This window comes from Microbacterium sp. Clip185 (assembly GCF_028743715.1).
Classification (GTDB): domain Bacteria; phylum Actinomycetota; class Actinomycetes; order Actinomycetales; family Microbacteriaceae; genus Microbacterium.
In genome coordinates, this window is the sequence record NZ_CP117996.1 from 1,601,416 (window position 1) to 1,626,422 (window position 25,007).

General features: G+C 67.7%; 21 protein-coding genes and 1 tRNA gene. 14 read left to right on the forward strand and 8 right to left on the reverse strand.

Going from position 1 to position 25,007, the window contains the following annotated elements:
* The first annotated feature begins 46 nt into the window (after positions 1 to 46).
* The 3 genes from gltB to pyk are packed head-to-tail and all read left to right on the forward strand — an operon-like array spanning position 47 to position 7,591.
* Positions 47 to 4,636 carry a glutamate synthase large subunit gene (gene gltB / locus PQV94_RS07715; RefSeq protein WP_274288164.1) on the forward strand — a complete coding sequence of 1,530 codons (4,590 nt, stop codon included), beginning with the start codon at positions 47 to 49 and terminating at the stop codon, positions 4,634 to 4,636.
* On the forward strand, positions 4,629 to 6,095 hold the full coding sequence (locus tag PQV94_RS07720) for a glutamate synthase subunit beta (protein WP_274288165.1): 1,467 nt from the start codon (positions 4,629 to 4,631) through the stop codon (positions 6,093 to 6,095). The genes gltB and PQV94_RS07720 overlap by 8 nt, the downstream gene beginning before the upstream one ends.
* Before the next feature lie 50 nt (positions 6,096 to 6,145).
* Entirely contained in the window at positions 6,146 to 7,591 is a 1,446-nt protein-coding gene (gene pyk, locus PQV94_RS07725) for a pyruvate kinase (protein ID WP_274288166.1), read from the forward strand.
* 365 nt (positions 7,592 to 7,956) lie between these two features.
* On the opposite strand, the gene PQV94_RS07730 is transcribed toward pyk, so the two are convergent.
* A tRNA-Leu gene (locus tag PQV94_RS07730) sits at positions 7,957 to 8,042 on the reverse strand.
* A gap of 192 nt (positions 8,043 to 8,234) precedes the next feature.
* Here PQV94_RS07730 and PQV94_RS07735 point away from each other — a divergent pair.
* Positions 8,235 to 8,849, forward strand: a complete 615-nt coding sequence (locus PQV94_RS07735; RefSeq protein ID WP_137416998.1) for an ANTAR domain-containing response regulator — start codon at positions 8,235 to 8,237, stop codon at positions 8,847 to 8,849.
* Between the two features lie 24 nt (positions 8,850 to 8,873).
* Here PQV94_RS07735 and PQV94_RS07740 read toward each other — a convergent pair whose 3' ends face one another.
* Positions 8,874 to 9,305: a hotdog fold thioesterase gene (locus tag PQV94_RS07740; protein WP_274288167.1), complete on the reverse strand. Its 432-nt coding sequence runs from the start codon at positions 9,303 to 9,305 to the stop codon at positions 8,874 to 8,876.
* A gap of 53 nt (positions 9,306 to 9,358) precedes the next feature.
* Between PQV94_RS07740 and polA the strand changes: the two genes are divergently transcribed.
* From polA to PQV94_RS07760, 4 genes are read left to right on the forward strand one after another with little or no spacing between them, the layout of a single operon-like run.
* Positions 9,359 to 12,004: a DNA polymerase I gene (gene polA / locus PQV94_RS07745; protein WP_274288168.1), complete on the forward strand. Its 2,646-nt coding sequence runs from the start codon at positions 9,359 to 9,361 to the stop codon at positions 12,002 to 12,004.
* Between the two features lie 32 nt (positions 12,005 to 12,036).
* Complete coding sequence (locus tag PQV94_RS07750; protein WP_274288169.1) at positions 12,037 to 13,713, forward strand: DUF885 domain-containing protein; 1,677 nt, start codon at positions 12,037 to 12,039, stop codon at positions 13,711 to 13,713.
* A 55-nt stretch (positions 13,714 to 13,768) separates the two neighbouring features.
* Positions 13,769 to 14,806 (forward strand): LLM class flavin-dependent oxidoreductase, encoded by a 1,038-nt coding sequence (locus PQV94_RS07755; protein WP_274288170.1) that lies wholly within the window; start codon positions 13,769 to 13,771, stop codon positions 14,804 to 14,806.
* A 44-nt stretch (positions 14,807 to 14,850) separates the two neighbouring features.
* Complete coding sequence (locus PQV94_RS07760) at positions 14,851 to 15,612, forward strand: SGNH/GDSL hydrolase family protein (protein ID WP_274288171.1); 762 nt, start codon at positions 14,851 to 14,853, stop codon at positions 15,610 to 15,612.
* Here the strand turns inward: PQV94_RS07760 and PQV94_RS07765 are convergent.
* On the reverse strand, positions 15,590 to 16,147 hold the full coding sequence (locus PQV94_RS07765; RefSeq protein ID WP_274288172.1) for a dihydrofolate reductase family protein: 558 nt from the start codon (positions 16,145 to 16,147) through the stop codon (positions 15,590 to 15,592). The two genes, PQV94_RS07760 and PQV94_RS07765, sit on opposite strands and share 23 nt — an antisense overlap.
* An 86-nt stretch (positions 16,148 to 16,233) precedes the next feature.
* On the opposite strand from PQV94_RS07765, the gene PQV94_RS07770 reads away from it, so the two are divergent.
* Entirely contained in the window at positions 16,234 to 17,328 is a 1,095-nt protein-coding gene (locus tag PQV94_RS07770) for a DNA glycosylase AlkZ-like family protein (RefSeq protein ID WP_274288173.1), read from the forward strand.
* On the opposite strand, the gene PQV94_RS07775 is transcribed toward PQV94_RS07770, so the two are convergent.
* Complete coding sequence (locus PQV94_RS07775; RefSeq protein ID WP_274288174.1) at positions 17,303 to 17,635, reverse strand: hypothetical protein; 333 nt, start codon at positions 17,633 to 17,635, stop codon at positions 17,303 to 17,305. The genes PQV94_RS07770 and PQV94_RS07775 overlap by 26 nt on opposite strands.
* Before the next feature lie 44 nt (positions 17,636 to 17,679).
* Between PQV94_RS07775 and PQV94_RS07780 the strand changes: the two genes are divergently transcribed.
* Positions 17,680 to 18,186 carry a GNAT family N-acetyltransferase gene (locus PQV94_RS07780; RefSeq protein WP_274288175.1) on the forward strand — a complete coding sequence of 169 codons (507 nt, stop codon included), beginning with the start codon at positions 17,680 to 17,682 and terminating at the stop codon, positions 18,184 to 18,186.
* 117 nt (positions 18,187 to 18,303) lie between these two features.
* Here PQV94_RS07780 and PQV94_RS07785 read toward each other — a convergent pair whose 3' ends face one another.
* Together PQV94_RS07785 and PQV94_RS07790 are read right to left on the reverse strand one after the other, a co-directional pair.
* Positions 18,304 to 18,891 (reverse strand): RNA polymerase sigma factor, encoded by a 588-nt coding sequence (locus PQV94_RS07785; RefSeq protein ID WP_337994375.1) that lies wholly within the window; start codon positions 18,889 to 18,891, stop codon positions 18,304 to 18,306.
* Positions 18,888 to 19,496 carry a hypothetical protein gene (locus PQV94_RS07790; protein WP_274288176.1) on the reverse strand — a complete coding sequence of 203 codons (609 nt, stop codon included), beginning with the start codon at positions 19,494 to 19,496 and terminating at the stop codon, positions 18,888 to 18,890. Before PQV94_RS07790 ends, PQV94_RS07785 begins: the two co-directional genes overlap by 4 nt.
* Positions 19,497 to 19,665: 169 nt before the next feature.
* On the opposite strand from PQV94_RS07790, the gene PQV94_RS07795 reads away from it, so the two are divergent.
* Both PQV94_RS07795 and PQV94_RS07800 read left to right on the forward strand, forming a co-directional pair.
* Positions 19,666 to 20,580 (forward strand): AEC family transporter, encoded by a 915-nt coding sequence (locus PQV94_RS07795; RefSeq protein WP_274288177.1) that lies wholly within the window; start codon positions 19,666 to 19,668, stop codon positions 20,578 to 20,580.
* 89 nt (positions 20,581 to 20,669) lie between these two features.
* Positions 20,670 to 21,227, forward strand: coding sequence for an HdeD family acid-resistance protein (locus PQV94_RS07800; RefSeq protein WP_274288178.1), 558 nt, complete (start codon positions 20,670 to 20,672; stop codon positions 21,225 to 21,227).
* A gap of 49 nt (positions 21,228 to 21,276) precedes the next feature.
* Here the strand turns inward: PQV94_RS07800 and PQV94_RS07805 are convergent, their stop codons facing one another.
* Entirely contained in the window at positions 21,277 to 22,050 is a 774-nt protein-coding gene (locus PQV94_RS07805) for an SDR family oxidoreductase (RefSeq protein WP_274288179.1), read from the reverse strand.
* Positions 22,051 to 22,164: 114 nt separating this feature from the next.
* On the opposite strand from PQV94_RS07805, the gene PQV94_RS07810 reads away from it, so the two are divergent.
* Entirely contained in the window at positions 22,165 to 22,944 is a 780-nt protein-coding gene (locus tag PQV94_RS07810) for a glycerophosphodiester phosphodiesterase family protein (RefSeq protein WP_274288180.1), read from the forward strand.
* A 100-nt stretch (positions 22,945 to 23,044) separates the two neighbouring features.
* Positions 23,045 to 23,422 (forward strand): RNA polymerase-binding protein RbpA, encoded by a 378-nt coding sequence (locus PQV94_RS07815; RefSeq protein WP_243227835.1) that lies wholly within the window; start codon positions 23,045 to 23,047, stop codon positions 23,420 to 23,422.
* Positions 23,423 to 23,471: 49 nt separating this feature from the next.
* Here the strand turns inward: PQV94_RS07815 and lnt are convergent, their stop codons facing one another.
* Positions 23,472 to 25,004, reverse strand: a complete 1,533-nt coding sequence (lnt, locus tag PQV94_RS07820) for an apolipoprotein N-acyltransferase (RefSeq protein WP_274288181.1) — start codon at positions 25,002 to 25,004, stop codon at positions 23,472 to 23,474.
* Between the last annotated feature and the right edge of the window lie 3 nt (positions 25,005 to 25,007).

The window sequence follows — 25,007 nt, forward strand, 5'->3', positions numbered from 1 at the left end:
CGGGCCGACGTCGTCCCAGCAACAGCAACAATCGAGGACGGTTGGTATGGCTTCGAGCCCCCGTCACAGCGCCCCCGGATCTGCGGGATTCGGCGCCTTCCCTGCCAAGCAGGGCATGTACAACCCGGCGTTCGAGAAGGACGCGTGTGGCCTCGCCATGGTCGCTACCCTTCGCGGCGAAGCGGGCCACGACATCATCGATCTCGCCCTGACGGCGCTTCGCAACCTGGAGCACCGAGGCGCGATCGGCTCCGACGCCGGAACCGGCGACGGCGCGGGCATCCTGACCCAGATGCCGGATGCGTTCCTGCGCGCCGTCGTGGACTTCGACCTGCCGCCCGTGGGGGAGTACGCGGCCGGTCTCGCCTTCCTGCCGCGCGACGCCGACGAGCGCGCCGCGCAGAAGGCGGGCATCGAGCGGATCGCCGCGAGCGAGAACCTCGTGGTTCTCGGCTGGCGCGAGGTGCCCACGGAGGAGGAGCACCTCGGCAAGCTCGCCCTCGAGGCGCGCCCGGCGTTCGAGCAGTTGTTCCTGTCCCGCCCGGCAGTGGGCGACGCGCCCGCGCTGAGCGGCATCGACCTGGACCGCCGCGTGTTCCGGCTCCGCAAGCGCGCCCGCAACGAGCTCGACGCCTACTTCGTCTCGCTCTCCAGCCGCACGCTCGGGTACAAGGGCATGGTCACGACGCTGCAGCTCGAGCCGTTCTATCCCGACCTGCAGGACGAGCGTTTCGCGTCTGAGCTCGCGGTCGTCCATTCCCGCTACTCGACGAACACGTTCCCGTCGTGGCCGCTCGCGCAGCCGCTGCGGATGGTCGCGCACAACGGCGAGATCAACACCGTCAACGGCAACCGCAACTGGATGCGGGCGCGGCAGTCGCAGCTCGAGTCCGAGGTGCTGGGCGACATCCGCCCGCTCCTGCCGATCTGCACCGACGGCGCGAGCGATTCCGCCTCGTTCGACGAGGTGCTGGAGCTTCTCACCCTGACCGGCCGGAGCCTGCCGCACGCCATCATGATGATGGTCCCGGAGGCGTACGAGAAGCAGCCCGACATGGACCCGAAGCTGCGCTCCTTCTACGAGTACCACTCCATGCAGATGGAGCCCTGGGACGGGCCCGCCGCGCTCATCTTCACCGACGGCACCGTCGTGGGCGCCACCCTCGACCGCAACGGACTGCGTCCGGGCCGGTGGACGGAGACGACCGACGGCCTCGTCGTGATCGGCAGTGAGACCGGCGTGCTCGACTTCGAGCCCGAGCGCATCAAGCGGCGCGGTCGTCTGCGGCCCGGTCGCATGTTCCTCGTCGACACGGCCCAGCGCCGCATCATCGAGGATGATGAGATCAAGAACGAGCTCGCGACGCTCCACCCCTGGCAGGAGTGGCTGGACGCCGGCCGCGTCCGCCTGTCCGAGCTTCCCGAGCGTGAGCACATCGTGCATCCCATCGCCTCGATCACCAGGCGCCAGCGCACCTTCGGCTACACGGAGGAAGAGGTCCGCATCCTCCTGACCCCCATGGGGCAGACGGGCGCCGAGCCGCTGGGCGCGATGGGCAGCGACACGCCCGTCGCGGTCTTGAGCGACCGGCCGCGGCTGCTGTTCGACTACTTCACGCAGCAGTTCGCGCAGGTCACCAACCCGCCGCTGGACTCGATCCGCGAAGAGGTCGTCACGTCGCTCTCGCTGGGGCTGGGCCCCGAGCCGAACTTGCTGAGCTGGGGGGCGGAGCACGCGCGCACCGTCACGCTCGACTTCCCCGTGATCGACAATGACGAGCTCGCGAAGATCCAGCACATCGACACGGCCCTGCCCGGTCGCACCTCCGCCACGATCCGCGGCCTCTACCGTGTGCAGGCCGGCGCGAAGGGCATGGAGAAGCGCCTCACGCAGATGTGCGCCGAGGTCGACCGTGCCATCGAGGACGGCGCGGAGTTCATCGTGCTCAGCGACCGCGACTCCAACGCGGACCTTGCCCCCATCCCGTCGCTGCTGATGCTCGCGGCCGTGCACCATCACCTCATCCGCAAGGAGACCCGCATGAAGGTCGGCCTCGTGGTCGAGGCGGGCGACGTGCGCGAGGTGCATCATGTGGCCACCCTGATCGGGTACGGCGCGTCGGCGGTGAACCCCTACCTGGCCATGGAGAGCGTCGAGTACCTCGTGCGCGCCGGGTTCATCACCGGCATCTCGCCCGAGAAGGCGGTCAAGAACCTGATCAAGGCGCTCGGCAAGGGCGTGCTGAAGATCATGTCGAAGATGGGCATCTCGACGGTGTCCTCGTATGCGGGGGCCCAGGTCTTCGAGGCCGTCGGCCTTTCCGAGGAGTTCATCGCCTCGTACTTCACAGGCACCGAGTCGAAGCTCGGCGGCGTGGGGCTGGACGTCATCGCTGCCGAGAACGCGGCACGGCATGCGTTCGCCTATCCGGAGGATGCGGCGGCCCGCGCCCACGAGCGGCTGTGGACCGGCGGCGAGTACCAGTGGCGTCGCGACGGCTCTCCGCACCTGTTCAACCCGGACACCGTCTTCCGGCTCCAGCACGCGACCCGCGAGCGCCGGTACGACATCTTCCGCGAGTACACCAAGCTCGTGGACGACCAGGCGAGCGAGCTCAAGACTCTGCGCGGCATGTTCGGCCTGCGCACCGGCATCCGTCCGCCCGTTCCGATCGACGAAGTCGAGCCGGTCTCTGCGATCGTGAAGCGCTTCTCCACCGGCGCGATGAGCTACGGCTCGATCTCGAAGGAAGCGCACGAGACGCTGGCCATCGCGATGAACCGTATCGGCGGAAAGTCGAACACGGGTGAGGGAGGCGAAGACGTCGAGCGTCTGCTCGATCCCGAAAGGCGCAGCGCCATCAAGCAGGTGGCGTCGGGCCGGTTCGGCGTCACGAGCCTGTACCTCACCGAGGCCGACGACATCCAGATCAAGCTGGCCCAGGGTGCGAAGCCCGGTGAAGGCGGACAGCTGCCCCCGCAGAAGGTGTACCCCTGGGTCGCGCGCACCCGCGGCGGAACACCCGGCGTCGGACTCATCTCGCCGCCGCCGCACCACGACATCTACTCGATCGAGGACCTCAAGCAGCTCATCTTCGACCTCAAGCGGGCGAACCCTTCGGCGCGCGTGCACGCGAAGCTCGTGAGCCAGTCCGGCATCGGCGCGGTGGCGGCGGGGACGGCCAAGGCCCTGGCCGACGTCATCCTGGTCTCCGGGTTCGACGGGGGAACGGGTGCGAGCCCCCTCAACTCGCTCAAGCACGCGGGCACGCCGTGGGAGCTCGGCCTCGCCGAGACGCAGCAGACCCTCATGCTCAACGGCATGCGCGATCGCGTCGTCGTGCAGGTCGACGGGCAGCTCAAGACCGGCCGTGACGTGATCATCGGCGCGCTTCTGGGTGCGGAGGAGTTCGGGTTCGCGACCGCACCGCTCGTGGTCTCCGGCTGCGTCATGATGCGCGTGTGCCATCTCGACACCTGCCCGGTCGGCGTCGCAACGCAGAACCCGGTTCTGCGGGAGCGTTTCACCGGCAAGCCGGAGTTCGTCGTGAACTTCATGGAGTTCATCGCTCAGGAGGTGCGGGAGTACCTCGCCGAGCTCGGGTTCCGCTCGCTCGACGAGGCCATCGGCCACAACGAGCTGCTGGACGTCAACGGCGCGATCGAGCACTGGAAGGCGAGCGGCCTCGACCTGGCGCCCGTCCTGGAGGGGCCGGCGTTCGCGGAGGACGAGCCGCGTCGGAACGCGCGTGAGCAGCTGCACGAGCTCGAGAAGCACTTCGACGTCGCGCTCATCGAACGCGCTCAGGACGTGATCGCCCACGGCGGATCGGTTGAGATCACGCTTCCCGTGCGCAACACCGAACGAGCCGTCGGCACGATGCTGGGCCACCACGTGACCAAGGCGCGCGGTGCGAACGGGCTTCCGAGCGGCTCCATCGTGGTCAACCTCACGGGATCGGCCGGGCAGTCCTTCGGTGCCTTCATGCCATCAGGGATCACGCTGCGCCTGGAGGGCGACTCCAACGACTACGTCGGAAAGGGCCTCTCCGGCGGCCAGATCGTCGTGCGTCCGCCGCGGGGGTCGAGCTTCGACGCCTCGCAGAACGTGATCGCCGGCAACGTGATCGGCTACGGCGCGACGCAGGGCACGATGTTCCTGCGCGGCGTCGTGGGCGAGCGCTTCCTGGTGCGCAACTCGGGCGCGACAGCGGTCGTGGAGGGTGTCGGCGACCACGCGCTCGAGTACATGACCGGCGGTCTCGCCGTCATCCTCGGCACGACCGGACGCAACCTCGGCGCCGGGATGTCGGGCGGCACCGCCTACGTGTACCGCCTCGACGAGAACCTGGTCAACCGTGAATCGCTCGCCTCGGGCGAGCTCGAGCTGGGGGAGCTGGGGTCCGGCGACGCCGCGATCCTGCGCGACCTGCTCGAGCGTCACACCGCGGAGACGGACTCGTCTCTGGCGGCATCGCTCCTCGAGAACTTCGAGGAGGAAGTGAAGAACTTCGTGCGGGTCATGCCGCGCGACTACGCAGCGGTGCTGCAGACCCGCGAGGAGGCGTTGGCGGAGGGGCTGGACCCCGACGGCGACATCGTGTGGAGCCGCATCATGGAGGTGACCGGTGGCTGACCCCAAGGGCTTTTTGAAGGTGACCGAGCGGGAGCTGCCCGCGCGCCGTCCCGTTCCCGTGCGCATCATGGACTGGAAAGAGGTCTATGAGCCCGGCGACTCGGCGGTGCTGCGCCGGCAGGCCGGTCGTTGCATGGACTGCGGAATCCCGTTCTGCCACAAGGGCTGCCCGCTGGGCAACCTCATCCCGGAGTGGAACGACCTGACCTGGCGCGGTGAAGGACGCAGCGCCATCGAGCGTCTGCACGCGACCAACAACTTCCCGGAGTTCACGGGACGACTGTGCCCCGCCCCCTGCGAGAGCGCCTGTGTGCTGGGCATCAACCAGCCCGCCGTCACCATCAAGCAGGTCGAGGTGTCGATCATCGACGAGGCCTTCTCACACGGATGGGTCGAGCCCGAGCCGCCCGAGCGGCTCACCGGCAAGACGGTCGCGGTCGTCGGTTCCGGACCTGCGGGCCTCGCTGCTGCGCAGCAGCTGACCCGAGCCGGCCACACGGTGGCCGTGTTCGAGCGTGACGACCGCATCGGCGGGCTGCTGCGCTACGGCATCCCCGACTTCAAGATGGAGAAGCGTCACCTCGAGCTTCGCCTTCGTCAGATGCAGGACGAGGGCACGCGTTTCCGCGCCGGCGTCGAGATCGGCCGCGACATCACGTGGGACGAGCTGCGCAGCCGGTATGACGCGGTCGTCGTCGCCACCGGTTCGACGGTGCCGCGCGACCTCTCCATCCCGGGTCGGGACCTCGCCGGTGTGCACTTCGCGATGGAATACCTGGTCGAGTCGAATCGCGCGGTCGCCGGCGAGAAGCTCCCGACGCAGATCACGGCCGAAGGCAAGCACGTCGTCGTCATCGGCGGTGGCGACACCGGCGCCGACTGCATCGGCACGGCGCACCGTCAGGGCGCGCTGAGCGTGACGAACCTCGCGATCGGCAAGCAGCCTCCGGCATCGCGCCCCGACGCGCAGCCCTGGCCGACGACGCCGACGATCTTCGAGGTGCAGTCCGCCCATGAGGAGGGCGGGGAGCGGGTCTTCCTCGCCTCGACCGTCGAGTTCCTCTCCAACGAGGTCGGCGAGGTGCGCGCACTGCGTGTGGCCGAGACCGAGTACGTCGACGGGCGCCGCGTGCCCAAGAGCGGAACCGAGCGGGAGATCCCGGCAGACCTGGTGCTCATCGCGATGGGCTTCACCGGCCCGGAGCGCACGGAGCTCGAGGACCAGCTGCAGACGCAGTTCACCTCGCGCGGCAACGTCGAGCGCGACGACGCCTACCAGACCACCACGCCCGGCGTGTTCGTGGCGGGCGACGCCGGCCGAGGCCAGTCGCTCATCGTGTGGGCGATCGCCGAGGGGCGTGCAGCAGCCGCATCCGTCGACCGCTACCTGATGGGTTCGACCGCTCTGCCGGCGCCTGTACGGCCCACCGATATCGCGATCGGGTTGCAGCCCGCGTAGGCTGAACCTGCATCCCCTTCATCGCTAAAAGACCCGGAGTTCGAACTCGGATGAGACGCGCGAAAATCGTCGCAACCCTAGGCCCGGCAACTTCCTCCTACGAGATGGTCCGCGCGATCATCGACGCAGGTGTGAACGTCGCCCGCCTCAACCTCAGTCATGGTGACTACTCGGTCCACGACGCGAACTTCGCGAACGTGCGCCGTGCCGCGGAGGACGCCGGCTCCGCCGTGGCGATCCTCGTCGACCTGCAGGGGCCCAAGATCCGCCTCGGCAAGTTCGCCGACGGCCCTCACGAGCTCGCCGTGGGTGACATCTTCAAGATCACGATCGAGGACATCCTCGGCACCAAGGAGATCGTCTCGACGACCTTCAAGGGGCTCCCGCAGGACGTCAAGCCCGGTGACTTCCTGCTGATCGATGACGGCAAGGTGCGTGTGGAGGTCGTCGAAACCGACGGCACCGTCGTCACCACCAAGGTCGTCGTCGCCGGTCCGGTCTCCAACAACAAGGGCATCAACCTGCCCGGCGTGGCCGTCAACGTCCCCGCACTGTCCGAGAAGGACGAGGCCGATCTTCGTTGGGGCCTGAACGCGGGCGCGGACATCATCGCGCTGTCGTTCGTGCGCAACGCCGAAGACGTCAACCGTGTGCACGAGATCATGGCGGAAGAGGGCCGGCGTGTCCCGGTCATCGCCAAGATCGAGAAGCCCCAGGCCGTCGACAACCTCGAGGAGATCATCGACGCCTTCGACGGCATCATGGTCGCTCGTGGCGATCTTGGTGTGGAGCTTCCGCTGGAGGCCGTGCCGATCGTGCAGAAGCGCGCGGTCGAGCTGTGCCGTCGTATGGCGAAGCCGGTCATCGTTGCCACGCAGATGCTCGAGTCGATGATCGAGAACCCGGTCCCGACGCGCGCCGAGACGAGCGACGTCGCCAACGCCGTCCTCGACGGCGCGGATGCGGTCATGCTCTCGGGCGAGACCAGCGTCGGCAAGTATCCGGTCGGCGTCGTCGAGACGATGGCGCGCATCGTGGCCTCCACGGAGGAGCACGGACTCGACCGCATCGCTCCGTTGAACACGAAGCCGCGCACGCAGGGTGGCGCGATCACCCTGGCCGCGATGGAGGTCGCACAGTTCGTCGAGGCGAGCTGGCTCTGCATCTTCACCGAGTCCGGCGACACGGCGCGTCGCATGTCGCGCCTTCGTCCCAGCATCCCGATGATGGCGTTCACGCCGGACCCCGCGATCCGTCGCCGCATGGCGGTCACCTGGGGCATCCAGTCGTCGCTGGTGGAGCACGTGCCGCACACCGACCACATGTTCATGCAGGTCGATGAGTTCTTCCTCTCCAAGGGGCTGGCGAAGGAGGGTGACAAGGTCGTCGTGATCTCCGGTTCCCCTCCCGGAATCGCCGGCTCGACGAACGACATCCGCATCCACAAGATCGGCGACGCCGTCAACGGCCGCGCTCCGATCTGGTCGGGCGAGTAACCCGCGAGATGCAAAGAAGGGACCTTCCCCACCGGGGGAGGTCCCTTTCTCGTTCCCGCCGCCCGCGTCCCCGCGCCACCCGCCGCGTCCCCGCGCCACCCGCGGCGGCCCCGGGATGCGTGTCTCAACCGTTCACGTTTCGCGCGGCATGGGCATGCACAAGTGCGACACGAAGGACCCGGGAGGCGGCGCACCGGATGAGTGTCTCAACCGTTCACGTCGCGAACGCCGCAGGCGTGCACAAGTGAGACACGGAGCCACTCTGGCGCCCGACCCGGCGGTGCGTGTCTCAACGGTTCACGCTCAGACGGCCGCGCCCGTGCACAAGTGAGACACGAAGTCCACGCGCGACCGCGACAAGACGTTGGTGCCGGCGGTGGGAGTCGAACCCACACACCCTTTCGAGTAACCGAGTTTGAGTCGGTCGCGTCTGCCATTCCGCCACGCCGGCATCGGCCACGCTCGTGACCGGATTCGACCCTATCGCACCGACCGACGCGCGCCCGACGACGGGCTCAGCGGCTCGGATCGCCCGGTTTCCTCGGGGGCGGAAGATCGCCTCGACGCCAGGTGGCCACCGCATCCGTGGCGCGGACGGTGTCGCATCCGGATGCGCGGTGGCCGTGTGCCGTAGGATTCAAAGGTGACTGAGCAGGAAACCGCCGCGACCAACCCGACCGCACCCCGCCGCGTGGTGGTGGCAGAGGACGAGTCGCTCATCCGTTTGGACATCGTCGAGATCCTCCGCGACAACGGATTCGACGTCGTCGGCGAGGCCGGAGACGGTGAGACGGCCGTGCAGCTCGCCACCGATCTGCGCCCCGATCTCGTCATCATGGACGTGAAGATGCCTCAGCTCGATGGCATCAGCGCCGCCGAGAAGCTGAACAAGAACCACATCGCACCCGTCGTCCTGCTCACGGCCTTCAGCCAGAAGGAGCTCGTGGAGCGTGCGAGCGAGGCGGGTGCGCTCGCTTACGTCGTGAAGCCGTTCACTCCGAACGACCTGCTGCCCGCGATCGAGATCGCCCTGGCACGCTACGAGCAGATCATCACGCTCGAGGCCGAGGTCGCCGACATGGTCGAGCGGTTCGAGACCCGCAAGCTCGTCGACCGCGCCAAGGGTCTGCTGAACGAGAAGATGGGTCTGAGCGAGCCCGAGGCATTCCGCTGGATCCAGAAGGCGTCGATGGACCGTCGACTGACCATGCAGGACGTCGCCAAGGCGATCATCGAGCAGCTCGCGCCGAAGAAGTGACGCGCGTCTCCTGATCCCGAGAGGTCAGGAGATGCCCGCGGTGTCCTTCACGAGGTTCGTGATGCGCACCGTGGAGCAGCGACGGCCGGCGTCGTCCGACAGGACGATCTCGTGCACCATCAGCGTGCGTCCGACGTGCAGGGGAGTGCACACCCCCGTGACGAACCCGGATGTGGCGGAGCGCGTGTGCGTCGCGTTGATGTCGACGCCGACGGCGAGACGGCCCGGACCCGCCAGGTAGTTCGCGTGCATCGACCCGAGCGACTCGCCGAGGACGACATAGGCGCCGCCGTGGAAGAGACCGACCGGCTGCGTGTTGCCCTCGACGGGCATACGCGCGATCGCGCGCGGCGTCGTGAACTCGATCCACTCGAGCCCCATCTTGTCGGCGAGGGCGCCCGTGCCGCGGCGCGTCACCCACTCGAGCGGATCGATCGTGTACTCGGGCGCGGTCATGCTGCTCCTGGGCTCCGGGGTGTCGTGTCCGCAGGCCTTACTAGGCTGTCAGGGTGACGGACTCCGAAAAGCCTACTCTGCTGGTCGTCGACGGCCATTCGCTCGCCTTCCGGGCGTTCTACGCCCTCCCGGTCGACAACTTCACGACGAAGGACGGGCAGCACACCAACGGGGTTTACGGCTTCCTCTCGATGTTCGTGAACCTCTTGAAGGCCGAGAAGCCGACGCATCTCGCGGTCGCATTCGATACCTCGCGGGTCTCCTTCCGCACGCGCGAGTACCCCGAGTACAAGGCGACCCGCAGCGAGACGCCGCCCGAGTTCTCCGGGCAGATTCCCCTTCTGCAGGAGTGCCTGCGCGCCATGAACGTCCCGGTGCTGACGAAGGAGGACATCGAGGCCGACGACATCCTCGCGACCCTGGCGACCGAAGGAGTCGCTGCGGGCTACGACGTGCTCGTCTGCTCCGGCGATCGCGACACGATCCAACTCGTCACCGACGAGGTCACGCTGCTCTACCCGAGCGTGCAGGGCGTCTCGCAGCTCAAGCGCTACACCCCGGAGACCGTACGCGAGCGCTATGGAGTCGCCCCCGCGCAATACCCCGAGATCGCGGCGCTGGTAGGCGAGACGAGCGACAACCTGCCCGGTGTCCCGAAGGTCGGCGAGAAGACGGCCGTGAAGTGGCTCACGCAGTGGGGATCGCTCGACGAGCTGCTGGCCAACGCCGACAAGATCACCGGTGTCGTCGGCAACAACCTGCGCGAGCACATCGACGACGTGCGTCGCAACCGCGCACTCAACCGACTCCTGCGAGACGTCGAGCTGCCGGTGACGCCGCAAGACCTCGCGGTACGCCCGATCGACGCGCAGGGAGTGCGCGACATCTTCGCGCGGCTCGAGTTCCGCACTCTGCTGCCGCGCGTGTTCGAGGCCACCGGAGCGGATGCGGCGGGCACCGTTGCAGACGACGCGCCGGTCGTCGCCGCACCCGCCCCCGTGGAGGCGACGGATCCCGCGATGCTCACCGCCTGGCTCGACCAGGTCGGCGACGCGGAGGTCGGGGTGACCGTCGTGTTGGGCGCCTCCATACCCACGCGGATCGGGCTCGCCCGCGCCGATGCCGTGGTCGAGGCGGGGTGGAACGACGGGGTCGCCGCTGCGCTCGCGCCCTGGCTCGCCTCAGACCGCCCGAAGATCTTCACCGATGCCAAGGGCCAGGTGAAGGCGTTGCGGCGCGCGGGACTCACGGTCGCCGGTGTCGCCTTCGACACGCTTCTGGCCGGGTGGCTGATCCGTCCGAGTCTTCCCGACAAGTCCCTTGGCGATCTGGTCGACAGGTACCTGGGAGAGAAGCTGCCCGAGGCCGATCCGTCGCAGCTCGTGCCCGAGACGGAGGGGGCGACGCCCGGCCAGCTCGCGTGGTACACGATCCGCGTCGCCGAGCCCCTTCGCGCTGCGCTCGGCGATGGCCCGATGTCCGTGCTCACCGATATCGAACTACCCACACTGCTCGCCCTGGCCGACATGGAGCTCGCGGGTGTCGCCGTGTCGCACGAGGTGCTCTCGGGCTTCTCCGCCGAGCTCGCAGAGCGAGCCGACGGCCTCGCACAGCGCGCCTATGCGGCCATCGACCGCGAGGTGAACCTCGGTTCACCGAAGCAGCTGCAAGAGGTGCTGTTCGAGCAGCTTCAGCTGCCCAAGACGCGCAAGACGAAGACCGGCTACTCGACGGATGCGGCTGTGCTGGCAGACCTGCAGGAGTCCCACCCGCATCCGTTCCTCGACCTGCTGCTGCAGCACCGGGAGGCGACGAAGCTGCGGCAGATCATCGAGACGCTGGATGCGGCGATCGCGACCGACGGACGCATCCACACGACCTACCTGCAGACCGGCTCGCAGACGGGCAGGCTGTCGAGCACCGATCCCAATCTGCAGAACATCCCGATCCGCACCGAGGAGAGCCGCCGCATCCGCTCGGCGTTCCAGGTGGGCGCGGGCTACGAAACGCTGCTGACGGCCGACTACTCCCAGATCGAGATGCGCATCATGGCGCACCTGTCGGAGGATCCAGGGCTGATCGAGGCCTTCAACACGGGAGAGGATCTGCATCGCTTCGTCGGCGCGCGTGTGTTCGGGGTGACGCCCGAAGAGGTCACACCGCAGATGCGCACGAAGGTCAAGGCGATGTCGTACGGCCTCGTGTACGGACTGTCCGCGTTCGGGCTCTCCAAGCAGCTGCGCATCGAGCAGTCCGAAGCCAAACAGCTCATGGGCGAGTACTTCGCACGTTTCGGCGCGGTGCGCGACTACCTGCGCGCATCCGTCGAGAAGGCCCGTGAAGACGGCTACACCGAGACGATCTTCAAGCGACGTCGTCCGTTCCCCGACCTCGCCAGCCCCAACCGGGTGCTGCGCGAGAACGCGGAGCGTGCCGCCCTCAACGCGCCCATTCAGGGCAGCGCGGCCGACATCATGAAGATCGCGCTGTTCCGCATCCATGCCGAGTTCCAGGAGCATCAGCTGGCCTCGCGCGTGCTCCTGCAGATCCATGACGAACTCGTGGTCGAGGTCGCGGCGGGGGAGTGGGAGCGGGTGGAGCAGATCGTGCGCGAGCGGATGGGGGATGCGGCGCAGCTCACGGTCCCGCTCGACATCCAGATCGGGCGCGGCGCCGATTGGAACGCCGCGGGGCACTGAACGGCATCAGCCGTCGGCGTAGGCTCGAATCCATGAGTGAAACGTCCCGCCCCACCACTCCCATCGACGCCATCGCCGACACATGGGTCGACGTCGTGGCCGAACTGTCACCGACGACCGCCACCTACATCGGCCGGTTCGAGTTCAACGACCGCTTCGGGGACTACTCACCCGAGGGAGCCGAGCGTTACGCCGAGGCGGCCCGCCGCACGCTCGCCGAGCTCGACTCGGCCACGCCCGTCGACGAGGTCGACACGGTGACGAAGGCCGACCTGTCGCGCGAGCTGCGCCTCGACCTCGAACTGCACGAGGCGCAGGCGAGCCTGCGGGACCTGAACGTCATCGCATCGCCGGCGCAGGACATCCGTTCGGTGTTCGATCTCATGCCCACCGACACGGTCGAGGACTGGGAGGTCGTCGCGCGTCGCCTGCAGGCACTGCCCGCGGCGATCGACGGCTACATCGCGAGCCTGCGGGCCGGTATCACGGCGGGAACGGTGCCCGCTCGCCGGCAGGTGCTCGAAGTCGTCACCCAGATCGAGCGCTACACGGCGGAGTCCGGGTTCTTCGCGACGTTCGCCGGCGATGCCGCTCCCGCCGAGGGACAGCTGCCCGCATCCCTCGCCCGCGAGCTGGCCGACCAGTCGGGCGCCGCGCGCGTCGCATACGACAATCTCGCGCGCTTCTTGTCCGCCGAGCTCGCACCCGTCGCCGGCGAACAGGATGCGGTGGGCCGCGAGCTCTACGCCCTGCACTCGCGCCGTTTCCTGGGTGCCGAGATCGATCTCGACGAGACGTACGAGTGGGGGATCGAGGAGCTGGCCCGTATGGTGGCCGAGCAGGAGGCCATCGCGAACGAGATCCTGCCGGGTGCGAGCGTCGCCGAGGCCGTCGCGCACCTTGAAGCGGACCCCTCTCGCAAGCTGCACGGCACCCAGGCGCTGCGGGAGTGGATGCAGGCGACGAGCGACCGTGCGGTCGCGGAGCTCGGCCGCACCCACTTCGACATCGCGGAGCCGATCCGCACGCTCGAGTGCATGATCGCCCCCACGCAGGAGGGCGGGATCTACTACACGGGCCCGACCGACGACTTCTCCCGGCCGGGCCGCATGTGGTGGTCGGTGCCTGAGGGTGTCACAGAGTTCGATACGTGGCGCGAGCTCACGACCGTGTACCACGAGGGCGTTCCGGGACACCACCTGCAGATCGCGCAGGCCGTCTACAACCGTGCGCAGCTCAACTCGTGGCGCCGTCTGCTCGCCGGAACCTCCGGGCACGCCGAGGGCTGGGCGCTGTACGCCGAGCGGCTCATGGAGCAGCTGGGGTACCTCGACGACCCCGCCGACCGGCTCGGCATGCTCGACGGACAGCGGATGCGGGCAGCTCGCGTCGTCCTCGATCTCGGGGTGCACCTGGGCAAGCAGCGTCCGGACGGCGCCGGCGTGTGGGACCATGACTTCGCTCTCGCATTCATGCGGCAGAACGTGAACATGCCCGATGCGTTCATCCAGTTCGAGGTCAACCGCTACCTCGGGTGGCCGGGGCAGGCGCCCTCGTACAAGGTCGGTCAGCGCATCTGGGAGCAGATCCGCGACGACGCGCGTCAGGCGCAGGGCGAGGCGTTCTCCATCAAGCAGTTCCACAAGACTGCTCTCGACATCGGCGGCGTGGGTCTCGACACGCTGCGCGAAGCACTCCGAGCTCGCTGAGGGAATGGCAGGACTCGGGCGCGAGTTGTATCCGTCTGAATGAAAGGTGGTCGCCATGACCGTGGAGTTCGGGCTGGACACATTCGGTGACGTCACCGCCGACGAGCGGGGAGTGCCCCTGACGGACGCGCAGACGATCCGCAACATCGTGGAGCAGGCCGTGCGTGCCGACGAGGTCGGACTCGCCTTCTTCGGCGTGGGGGAGCATCATCGCAAGGAGTTCGCGGTGTCGAGCCCCGAGATCGTTCTGGCAGCGGCAGCCGCACGCACCCGTGACATCCATCTCGGCACCGCCGTGACGGTGCTCTCCTCCGACGACCCGGTGCGCGTGTATGAGCGTTTCGCCACGCTGGATGCGGTCTCGAACGGTCGCGCGGAGGTCATCCTCGGACGCGGGTCGTTCATCGAGTCGTTCCCCCTCTTCGGCTTCGACCTCGCCGACTACGAGGTGCTCTTCGACGAGCGCCTGGAGCTGTTCAGCAGGCTGCGTGACGAGAGGCCGGTGACCTGGCAGGGGAGTACGCGTGCGGCGCTGAAAAACGCCGATGTGTTCCCCAAGACAGAGAACGGCTTCCGTGCGTGGGTGGGGGTGGGCGGCTCGCCGGAGTCGGTCGTCCGGGCCGCGCACCATGGCTACGCCTTGATGCTCGCGATCATCGGGGGAGCAGCGGCACGATTCCGTCCGTACGTGGACCTCTTCCACCGCACGCGCGACGCGATGGGCGCCGAGCGCCTGCCCATCGGCGTCCACTCGCCGGGTCACGTCGCCGACACGGACGAGCAGGCGTGGGACGAGATGTATCCGGCGATGGAGGCGAACCGCAACGCGATCGGCCGCGAGCGCGGCTGGCCCCCGTACAGCCGCGCGCAGTTCCAGAACGACGTCGGACCCGACGGCGCCGTGTACGCCGGCTCGCCGGAGACCGTGGCTCGCAAGCTCGCCGCGACTGTGCGGACCCTCGGCATCGACCGGTTCGATCTGAAGTTCTCCAACGGCACCCTTGCGCACGAGAAGATGCTGCACTCGATCGAGCTCTACGGCACGCAGGTCGCCCCTCGGGTGCGTGAGCTGCTGGCCGAGGCCGGCGAGTAGGCTCGACAGGTCCGGCGCAGGAAGCCGGCGGAACAGGGGGACGCGTGCCCGAGATCCGGTACGTGGCGATCGGCGATTCGTTCACCGAGGGAGTCGGTGACGAGCTTGCGGACGGTCGCGTCCGCGGTTGGGCGGACCTCACGGCGCAGGGCTGGGCAAACTCGCGGGGTCACGAGATCTCCTACGCGAACCTCGCGATCCGCGGCAAGCTGATCTGGCCCATCGTCGCCGAGCAGCTTGAACCGGCGCTCGCGCTCCGCCCGACACACCTCTCGTTCAACGGCGGCGGTAACGACATGCTGCGCCCGCGCACTGCCATCTCCCACTTGGCGGATGCCTTCGATCAGGTGCTGCGTCGGTGCGATGAGGAGGGTGTGACGCTCATCGTGCTCAGCGGCGCGAATCCCGCGCCGCACCTGCCGATGGGGCGGCTCATCCAGCGGCGCGGCGACGAGCTCTCGGCCGCGGTCGTCTCGCGCATCGCACACCGACCGGACGTGGTCCAGGCCTTGAACTGGCCCGACAAGGAGTTGTCGTCGCGGGGCTACTGGTCGGACGACCGCCTACACATGAGCGCGCGGGGTCATCATCGCGTAGCTGCTCGCGTCCTGGAGTCGCTCGGCGAGACGCCGGATCCCTCGTGGTGGTCGCTTCCGAGCGAGTCGGCGGCGCGCGCGAGCTCCGGCCTCGCCTACTACCGCACGCACGTCGGCCCCTGGGTTCAGCGTCGTCTGACCGGCCGGTCGTCGGGGGACGGCCGAGTGCCGAAATTCGGCGACTGGATCACGGTGACACCGAAAGCGTGACCTGAGCGAAGGGCCCGTCCATCGCCGCATCCTCAACGCGGAGGCGCGTGTGGTCGAGCCGTCGGGGCAGGAGCGGACGCCCCGATCCGAGAAGCGCCGGGGCATAGGTCACGATGATGCGATCGAGTCTGCCGATGTCGGCGAACTGACCAGCGAGGTCGCCACCGCCGACGATCCAGACGTCCCGCCCCGCGGCCGCTGCTTCGAACTCTGCGAGATGCGACGAGACGGGTCCACGGAGGTGTCGTATGTCGGCCCCTGCCACGGGTGCCACCTCGCGCGAGCTGAAGACGAACGCGGGGCGCTCTGCATACGCGGCGTGCCAACGCTCGGGGTTCTCGTTGAGGCGCTCGTGCCGATACACCCAGTCGAAGGTCGTCGATCCCATCACGAGCGTGCCCACGCTGTCCAAGAAGGTCGCGAAGGCGCCCGCGCCTTCGGCGCCGGGCACCGTGAGCAGCCACTCCAGGCCGTCCGCGTCATCGGCGAGGAAGCCGTCGAGAGTGGATGCGGTGCAGTAGACGTAGCGGACCATGACGCGACCGTACGCGGTACCTCCGACATCCTTCGCTCGCCATCGAACCGTGGCGAGCCGCGCGCTGGTCTTCCTACGATGACGCTGTGGACATCTCGTGGGAGAGTGCGCTCGGTTGGCGGATGGCACGCCAGGGGCTCAGCGGACCCCGTGAGTCGGTTCGAGAGGTTCTCACGCGTCTCCTCGCGATCCCCGCGTGGTCGGGAGATCCTGCCCACGTGCTTGCGGCGCGTTCGGTGGGCGGCACGGTCGATGCGGCCCACACTCTGCTCTCGAGCCCGGATGTCATCCGTACGTTCGCGGCCGGTGGGGCGACCGCCTTCACCACCCCGCGCGCGGCGGCCGACCTGCTGGCGCTTCGCGCCGCCGGGCGGCAGTGGGAGAGGCGAAGCTGGCAGAGCTTCTACCGGCTGACGCCCGCGCAATGGCCGGAGCTTCGCGCCTGCGTCCGCTCGGCCCTGGCCGCGGGCCCGTTGACCCGGCGACGGCTTGCCGAACGGGTCACGCTGGTTCCGGCGTTCGCCCATCTCGGTGACGCGTTCACGCATCCGTCGTGGACCTTCATCAAGCCGTTCGCCTGGCAGGGGGACCTGCGACTCGGTCCGACGATCGACGGCGAGGCGACCGTGCAATCCTTCGACGGTGTCGCCGGCTGGAGGGGGACGTCTCCGCTCGCCGAGGCCGGGCCGCGCGCCGTCCGCGACTTCCTCGCCGCCTACGCGCCGGCGACGGAGACGCAACTGCACGCATGGTTCACGGCGGGCCTGACCGTACGTCGACGGCTCGTAGGCGCGTGGCTCGAGGAGCTCGACTCCATCACAACCGCCAGGGTGGCGGGGGAGCGGGCCTACCTACGCGCCGAGGATGCGGAGGAACTCATGGGTGCGACACCGTCCGAAACGGTCGTGCTCCTCCCCGCGTTCGATCCCTGGCTGTTCGCCGGCGGCACCGACTTCGCTCCGATCGTGCCGGGGTCGCGTCGCGCGCTGTTGAGCCATGGTGGGCGCGCGCTCATTGCCGGGGGAGCGGTGCGCGGTGTGTGGCACCTCGAGGGTGAGAGCGTGGATATCGAGCTGTTCGGCGAGGTGCGGCCACCGGGAAGCGAAGACCTCGCGGCGGGGGTCGCCCGTCTCTCTGAGGTGCTGCAGCGAGAGCTCAGCTGGCGGATGAGGACGATGTAGGGGGAGTGATCGACGAGGACAGCCGTCCTCGTCCGAACGGCAGCAACGGTGCGCGGTACACCAGCGATCCCGTGGCCTCGGGGTCGAGTTCGATGGCGGCCGATCCGAAACGCCAGACGCGGTTGAACAGGAAGACGCCGATCCGCTCGGATCGCGTTGCCGAGACCTGCCAGGTCCCGCGGCCCCACTGCACCGGCTGTCCGCGGCCGTCGATCACGACGGTGGGACGCACCGCGTACAGAGCCAACCGGGGCTTGCGCAGATCGAGCTCGATCCGTCGGGTGGCAGGCGTGGAATCGGACGGCATGTTCTCGACAGTAGTCGGCGCGGCGGGCGACCTAGGATGAAGGGATGTCTGTGCAGATCCGCCCGGTTGGGGCCGCCGATCTCCCGCTCCTCGAGCGAATCGAGAACGAGGCCGACACGCTCCTGGTGGATCTTCTCCAGCCAGACCAGTGGCACCCCGCACCAACGAGTGCCGAGCGCCTCGCCGACCGGGGCATCATTCTCGTCGCCGAGAGGGAGGACCGGACTGTCGTCGGTTTCGTTCACGTCATCGAGTTCGACGGCGGGGCGCATCTCGAACAGGTCTCCGTGCTGCCGGCCTTCGGCGGCCAGGGCATCGGACGCGCGCTCGTCGAAGCAGCCAAGGATGCGGCACGCCGCGCCGGATACGCCAGGTTGACGCTTCGGACCTTCGCCGATGTTCCATGGAACGCGCCGTTCTACGCCTCCGCGGGGTTCGCGATCGAAGAGCCGTCCGACGACTTCCATCGCATGCTGGTCGAGACGGAGACGCGGCTCGGACTCGGCCGTTTCGGGCGGCGTGTACAGATGGGCGTGGATCTTCCGCGGTAACTGCTCGGATGAGCAGAGCTGACTCCGGCGCGCGGTCGGAGCGCTAGGGGAGCGCTCTCATCGGCGTGTCCGGAGAGATCACGAACCTCTGCGCGACGGCGCAGGGGAGAGCGGCAACTACGAGCCGATCGGATCGGCATCCAAGCCGTGCTGCCGGAGCCTGTTCGGTGACTCGACTGCGAGAATCTGCTCCAAGCGCCGGAGTGCCCGCTGATGGCGTGTGCGCGCCGTGGACTCGTTCACCTCGAGGATCCTCGCAGCCTGCGCGATGAGGAAGCCGTCCCAGTGAACGAGCATGACGAGCTCGCGCGTCTTCCGGTCGAGAGACATGAGCGCATCTCTCACCTCATGGTCGCGAATTCGTGCCTCGGCCGCGGTGCTGGCCGCGTTGTCGAGGACGGCGGTTGCCCGGAGGTGGTCTCTCAGACGGTCCGCGAGTCCGATCTGCTTCGTCTGGTGGCGGTAGTAGCGCCGCATCACATTGCGGGCAACACCGAAGCACCACATCCGTGCTTGCTCAGGATCTTCCGGCACGCGTGTGTGCTTCTCCCACACGACGAGAAGCACACTACCTAGAAGGTCTGCAGCGTCTTCGCGGTCATGGACACGCCGTTGGAAGTAGTGAAGCAGATCTGCGGCGTTGGCTTCCAATACTGCCCGCGTCCGCTCGACGGACGGCGGATTGGTCGCTGGGTTCGTCGTCAATGCAGTCGTCCTGCACAGTCCGATGTCGCACCCGCGCTCGAACCCGGCTCCCGCAACGCGGCCGGGATCTCTTGCCAGATGAGATCCTGGGCTTGCGAGAATGAGAAGCTGTCGCGGACCTCAGGGGTATCCACCTGCAGATCGCTGTCCGGCCCCGGCACGAATGGGTGCGCCACTGCTTGGTCATAGATCCGTTGCCCGATTCCGCTCCAGTCATGGCTTTTGACGAATGCAGCGAGTCGTTCATCCACGGTGGTCCGGTTCTCGGGCTCGCCGAAGTAGATCCCGTAACGGCAGCTCACCGTGATGCCGGTGTCGGTGGTATAGGTGATCGGGATCACGACGTCGAGATCAACAGGCGTGCCGTTGACGGAGAGCCCGAGCGGGAGCAGCCACACGGCACCCGTCAGGATGGCGGCGCCGGCCAGCCCCAGGGGAAACAGGATCCTGCGACGTCGCCACCAGTGGCGGCGCGATGCGGGAGCGTCCGTGGATACGGCGCGCGCGTCGGAGATCATCCCGTGCAGCAGCAGAGCAAGTGCGTCATCCGCGCGGCCTGCGAGAGGATCAGCGGATGCGAGTTCACGTTCTGTGTCGTGCGTCACTGTGACTCCCTTACTACTCCTTGTCTGTAAGACATGTCGGGGAGGAGCCGAACCGTCTCACGCACGTTCTCCCTCACACGTAATGACATAATGTGCATTATCGGTAATACGGCTTTGACGTCTGTCAGAGCGGGCGATGGCGCGCACAGCCGCACCATAGGCTGAAGACGTGCTGCAGACGTTGACCGGGTTCGCTGTTGTCGGAACCGCGATCATCGCCGGTTACATCATCGGACGCGTCGACCTTCTGGGCCCGCACGCACGGCACGTGCTGAGCCGACTCACGTTCTACGTGCTGTCTCCGTTTCTGTTGTTCACTGTGCTCAGTCAAGCGGACATCACAACGCTGTTCTCCGCCTTGCTTCCGGTGTCCACGATCGCTGCTGCGGTGATCATCGGTCTGCAATGGATCCTCGCCCGTTTCGTCTGGCGGCGGAGCGTGGCGGACGCGACCATCTCCGCGCTGTCGGCCGGCCAGGTCAATTCCAACAACATCGGGATCCCGCTGTCCCTGTACCTGCTGGGAAGCGCCGCGTACCCGGCACCGGTCATCCTGATGCAGCTGCTTCTTCTCACTCCTATCGCGCTCGCCATCCTGGACGCCGCCACCACCGGAACCAGATCGTTCTGGCGCGTGCTGGGACGGACCGCTCGCAATCCCATCGTGATCGGGTCGGCGCTCGGCACGCTCGTGTCGGTGGCCGGTATCAAGCTTCCGACGATCGTGTTGGAGCCGGCGCTGCTGATCGCGAACGCGTGTGTCCCTATCCTCCTGATCAGCTACGGCATCTCGCTCCACGGGCAGCGAGTTCTCGCCGACGCCGGCAGGCGCGGTGAGGTACTCGTCGCGAGTGCGCTCAAACTGATCGCCATGCCCGCCGCGGCCTGGGCCGTGGCGACGCTTTTCGGTCTCTCGGCGCACGAAGTCTTGATCGTCACCGTGTTGGCGGCTCTGCCGACGGCGCAGAACGTCTTCAACTACGCGCAGCGCTACACCGTGGGCGAGACCGTCGCGCGCGACACGATCTTCCTCACGACGCTGGGAAGCGTGCCTGTGTTGTTGGGGATCGTGCTTCTGCTGTGACCCGCTGAGTCCAGCGCCACTCCCCTACGGCTCATCGCCGCGCTACGGTGGGTTCGTACACTCAGCTTCTTTTCAGAAAAGAGCAGGATATGTCCGAGACTGTAACCACCGGCGCCGATAAGACGCTCGTTAACGGCATCCGCACCGCCTTCGGCATCGGTGGCGCCATCGCCCTCATCGTCGGCATTCTTATCCTGGTGTGGCCGCTGAAGACGGCCGCCGTAGGAACAGCGATCATCGCCGTCTACGCCATCGCATCCGGGCTCGTATACGCGGGCCTCGGTATCTTCTCGAAAACCCTCGGCGGATGGTCCCGCGTGGGTCATATCGCTCTCGGCGTACTGTTCGTGGCCGCTGGAGTCATCGCACTGGCAAACCTCGGCGACACCACGGTGTTCCTCGCCATTTTCGTCGGGGTGTTCATCGGCATCACCTGGATCGTCGAAGGTGTCGTCGCGCTCACGACCCTCGGCAACAGCGCCTCTCGGGGTTGGACCATCTTCTTCGCGGTGATGAGCCTCATCGCCGGCGTCATCCTCGTGTTCTCGCCGCTCTACGTGGCGCTGCTCTGGCTGTTCGTGGGCGCCTCGCTCGTCATCCTCGGCATCATCCAGCTCGTGCGAGCCTTCACCTTCGGTCGCGCCTGAAGACGCGAGAACGGCCCCGGATCCAAGGATCCGGGGCCGTTCTGCACGCTCACTCGGCGACGAAGGAGCTGGTCTCCCCCACGAGCCGCGTGTGATCGGCGGGGACCGGTTCCACGGCCGCGAGGGCCACCTCCGCCGCGAACTCGGACACGTTGTAGAGCTTGCCGGCATCCTCACGGCGCAGCGCGATGGCGCCGGGATTGGCGCGCTCCAGCAGCGTGGCGGTGATGGTGCCTTCGATCATGTCGCCCGAGACGACGACGAACTCGACGCCGCGCTCGGTCAGAGCAGGGATGCGCTCTCGAAGCGCATCCTCGCCGGCACGCTTCGAGAGAGCGACCGGCTCGTACTCCGGCATGGTCGGCGTCGTGTGGATGAAGTGCGCCTGGTGGCTCGTCACGAAGACGACGCGAGAACCCGCGCCGAGCAGAGGCAGCGCGGTCTCGAGTACGCGCACCTGCGCGTCACGGTTCAGCTGCAGCGCATAGTCCGCAGCCATGCCGCCCTCCATGCCGCCTGAGGCATTGAGTACCAGGATGTCGAGGGAGCCGAACGTCTGCTCCACCTCAGAGAACATGGCCTGGACGGATGCGGCGTCCGTCAGGTCCGCGCCGACCACGAGGACCTGCACGCCGAGCTCGCGCAGCTGCGTGGCGAGCTTCTCGGCACGAGGTGCCTTGTTGCGGAAATTGATGACGACATTCGCGCCTGCCTGCGCGAAGTAGCGCACGGTGTCGGCGCCGATGCCGCGCGACGACCCGGTCACGAGGGCGGTCTTGCCGGCAAGGGAGCCGGCAGCGAGGGGGGTGAGCGAATCGGTCACAGGCACTCCTGAGTCTGGTGCGAAGGGGCATCGCCGGGCGCCTCAACGGCGCAACACGGCGACACCCGACCCTACCAATCCGCGCTCTGCGTCGCGCGCGATAGCGTGGGCGCCGTGACGCATCCGTACCTGAGTCGCACGTCCACCCCCCGCGTGTTCGCGCACCGTGGTCTCGTGCCCGGCGACAGCGACGACGTGGCCGAGAACTCCTTCGCAGCGATCGCCGCCGCCCACGCCGCGGGCGCCGTCTATGTGGAGTCGGATTGTCACGTGACGCGTGACGGAGAGGTCGTCCTTTTCCATGATGAGGATCTTTCGCGGGTGGTCGGCGATCCGCGCCTGGTGCGCGATGTGACGCTCCGAGAGCTCGCGGATCTGATGGCAGACCGGGGCGGTCTTGCGAGCTTCGAACAAGCCCTGGAGAGCTTTCCCGATGTGCGCTTCAACATCGATGTCAAAGCGGATGCGGCGGCCGAGCCTGCTGGACGTCTCGCTTCGAGCGCCGCGGAGCGCGTTCTGCTGACGAGCTTCTCGGAGCGTCGACGCCGCGCCGCCCTCGCCGCCGCAGCACGCGCCCGCTCCTCGCTCCTGCCTGCCACATCCGCAGGGGCGACGCTGGTCGCGCGCGCTGCTGCAGCCGCGCTCACCGGTTCTCGCGGGCTCATGCGTCGCACCCTGGACGGGATCGATGCGCTTCAGGTGCCGGAGTATCAGAACCGGATCCATCTCGTCACGCCGCGCTTTCTGCACGCTGTTCACGAGGCGGGTGTGGAGGTGCACGTCTGGACCGTCAACGACGCGGCTGACATGCGACGCCTGATCGATATGGGAGTCGATGGCATCGTCACCGACCGCGCCGACCTCGCGCTGCGAATTCTCGGGCCTGATCGCTGAAGATAGACTGTGAGTTCTGCTCCGTCATAGCCGCCTCGGATGATCCTCCCAACTCGACGCGTTATACCGGGTAAGCACCACGCGACGAGAGGACCACACAATGGCAGACCGCAGTCTTCGCGGCATCCGACTCGGCGCCCAGAGCCTACAGAGCGAAGAGGGCGTCGTTTTTCATGAGCGCACGCAGCAGACCTACGTCTGCAGCGTGTGTTCGAAAGAGACCACACTGACTTTCGCGGCAGACGCTGAGCCGCCGCAGACCTGGGAATGCCGCGCTTGCGGCGGAGAGGCGCTGCTGCGCGTGGGCGAGCAGACCGTCTCGGTCGACCACAGCGACGACAAGGCCGCTCGTACCCACTGGGACATGCTGCTCGAGCGTCGTACGATCCCGGAGCTCGAGGAGCTTCTCGAAGAGCGTCTCGCCTTCGTACGCGCCCGCCGCGGCGCCGGTGACGACGTCACCAAGAAGACCGCCTGAGCGCACTCGAAAGAACGGCGCCGCCCCTAGGGGCGGCGCCGTTCTTTCGTCATGCGCGGTCTCTGCGCGGTGCTCGCAGTCTCGCCGCGACCCCGACGGCGAGGAGAACGATGAGACTCCCCCAGGCGAAGACGGCATGCAGCGCCGGCCCCACCAACATCGCAGCGGTCGTTCCGGTGCGCAGCGGTACCTCCGTCAGCATCGCGCCGGCGGTGTCGGCGGCGATGCCGTCGATGACCTCGCCCGTGGGCGCGATCACCTGACTCGTGCCGACGGTGGAGATGTTCACGACGGCGCGCCCGGTCTCGATCGCACGCGCACGTGCGAACGCCAGCTGCTGGAGGTTCTCGTCGGTCCCACGGAAGTCCGCGTTGTTCGTCTGGTAGACGAAGACCTGGGCGCCGCCGTCGGAGGCCGCCCACACCACGTCGTCGTAGATCACGTCGAAGCAGATCGCCAGGCCGATCGGGGTATCGCCGAGCTCGACGACGGGTTCGGCGGTCCCGGGCGTGTACTCCCGCTGGATGAGGTTGATCAGGTCCGGGGCCAACGCCGCGAAGAAGGGCCGATCGGGAACGTACTCCCCGAATGGCACAGGATGGATCTTGTCGTAGGAGGCGACCACGCCTTTGCCGGACTCCCACAGCATCGACGTGTTGAAGTAACGGTCGCCGCGGGCGGTGGCGGCGTTGACGAGCAGGGGCGCCCCGATTCGATTCGACAGCGTGTCCAGCGTCGCGGCCGTGGTCCGGTTGGCCGTCGGGTCGGAATCGATGCCGCCCTCGGGCCACACGAGCAGATCCATGCGGTCGTCGGCTATCGCTTCAGTGGCTTTCAGCTGCGCATCGAGCAGCGCGCCCCGGGAGCGCTGGTCGAAGTAGCCCGCCGGGCCGTTACCCTGCACCGACCCGATGCGCAGCGTGCCGGCGGCGGTCGTGGCGAACGCCGGGGTGGCGAGAGCGACCCCCGCGACGAGGACCACCGGGACGATCGTGCGCACATCGCGGAATCGGCGGGCCCTCACGTACTCGATCGCAGATGCGCACAGGAGCACCACGACGAAGCTCACCCCCGACATGCCGATCCACGACAGCAGCGGTGCGAACGGACCGTTCACCTGCGTCACGCCGACCCTCCCCCACGGAAAGCCGCCGTACGGGAACGTGCCGACCCATTGTTCGCGCAGCACCCAGAGGCCCGCGACAAGCAGGGGCAGCACGATCAGGCGGGGCCATGTTCCCCGTAGCGCTCTGGGCACCCACCGATACGCCCAGGTGATGAGGATGGCTGCAGCACCGGTGAGGACGGCTTCCAGCACGGAGAGGGCGAGCCACGGTACGGGCCCCAGATAGCGCGCGGTGAAGGAGACGTTCACCAGGAAGAACGCGGCGCCGTACGCCGTCCCGACCAGGAATGCGCCACCGGCGCTGCGACCGATGAGTGAGACGAGCGCGAGGGGGATGGCGACGAACACCATCGGCCACCAGCTCAGCGCGGGGAAGGCCGTTGTCAGGGCGAGTCCGCCCATTACGGATGCCGGGACGGCGGCCCAGAGCGGAAGGAGGGCACGCTGTCTCGGCACGAT

Coding starts and splice junctions, on each gene's coding strand:
- gltB (WP_274288164.1), top strand. CDS start 47: ATGGCTTCGAGCCCCCGTCACAGCGCCCCCGGATCTGCGGGATTCGGC.
- pyk (WP_274288166.1), top strand. CDS start 6,146: ATGAGACGCGCGAAAATCGTCGCAACCCTAGGCCCGGCAACTTCCTCC.
- PQV94_RS07740 (WP_274288167.1), bottom strand. CDS start 9,305: ATGACCGCGCCCGAGTACACGATCGATCCGCTCGAGTGGGTGACGCGC.
- PQV94_RS07750 (WP_274288169.1), top strand. CDS start 12,037: ATGAGTGAAACGTCCCGCCCCACCACTCCCATCGACGCCATCGCCGAC.
- PQV94_RS07755 (WP_274288170.1), top strand. CDS start 13,769: ATGACCGTGGAGTTCGGGCTGGACACATTCGGTGACGTCACCGCCGAC.
- PQV94_RS07765 (WP_274288172.1), bottom strand. CDS start 16,147: ATGGTCCGCTACGTCTACTGCACCGCATCCACTCTCGACGGCTTCCTC.
- PQV94_RS07775 (WP_274288174.1), bottom strand. CDS start 17,635: ATGCCGTCCGATTCCACGCCTGCCACCCGACGGATCGAGCTCGATCTG.
- PQV94_RS07780 (WP_274288175.1), top strand. CDS start 17,680: ATGTCTGTGCAGATCCGCCCGGTTGGGGCCGCCGATCTCCCGCTCCTC.
- PQV94_RS07800 (WP_274288178.1), top strand. CDS start 20,670: ATGTCCGAGACTGTAACCACCGGCGCCGATAAGACGCTCGTTAACGGC.
- PQV94_RS07815 (WP_243227835.1), top strand. CDS start 23,045: ATGGCAGACCGCAGTCTTCGCGGCATCCGACTCGGCGCCCAGAGCCTA.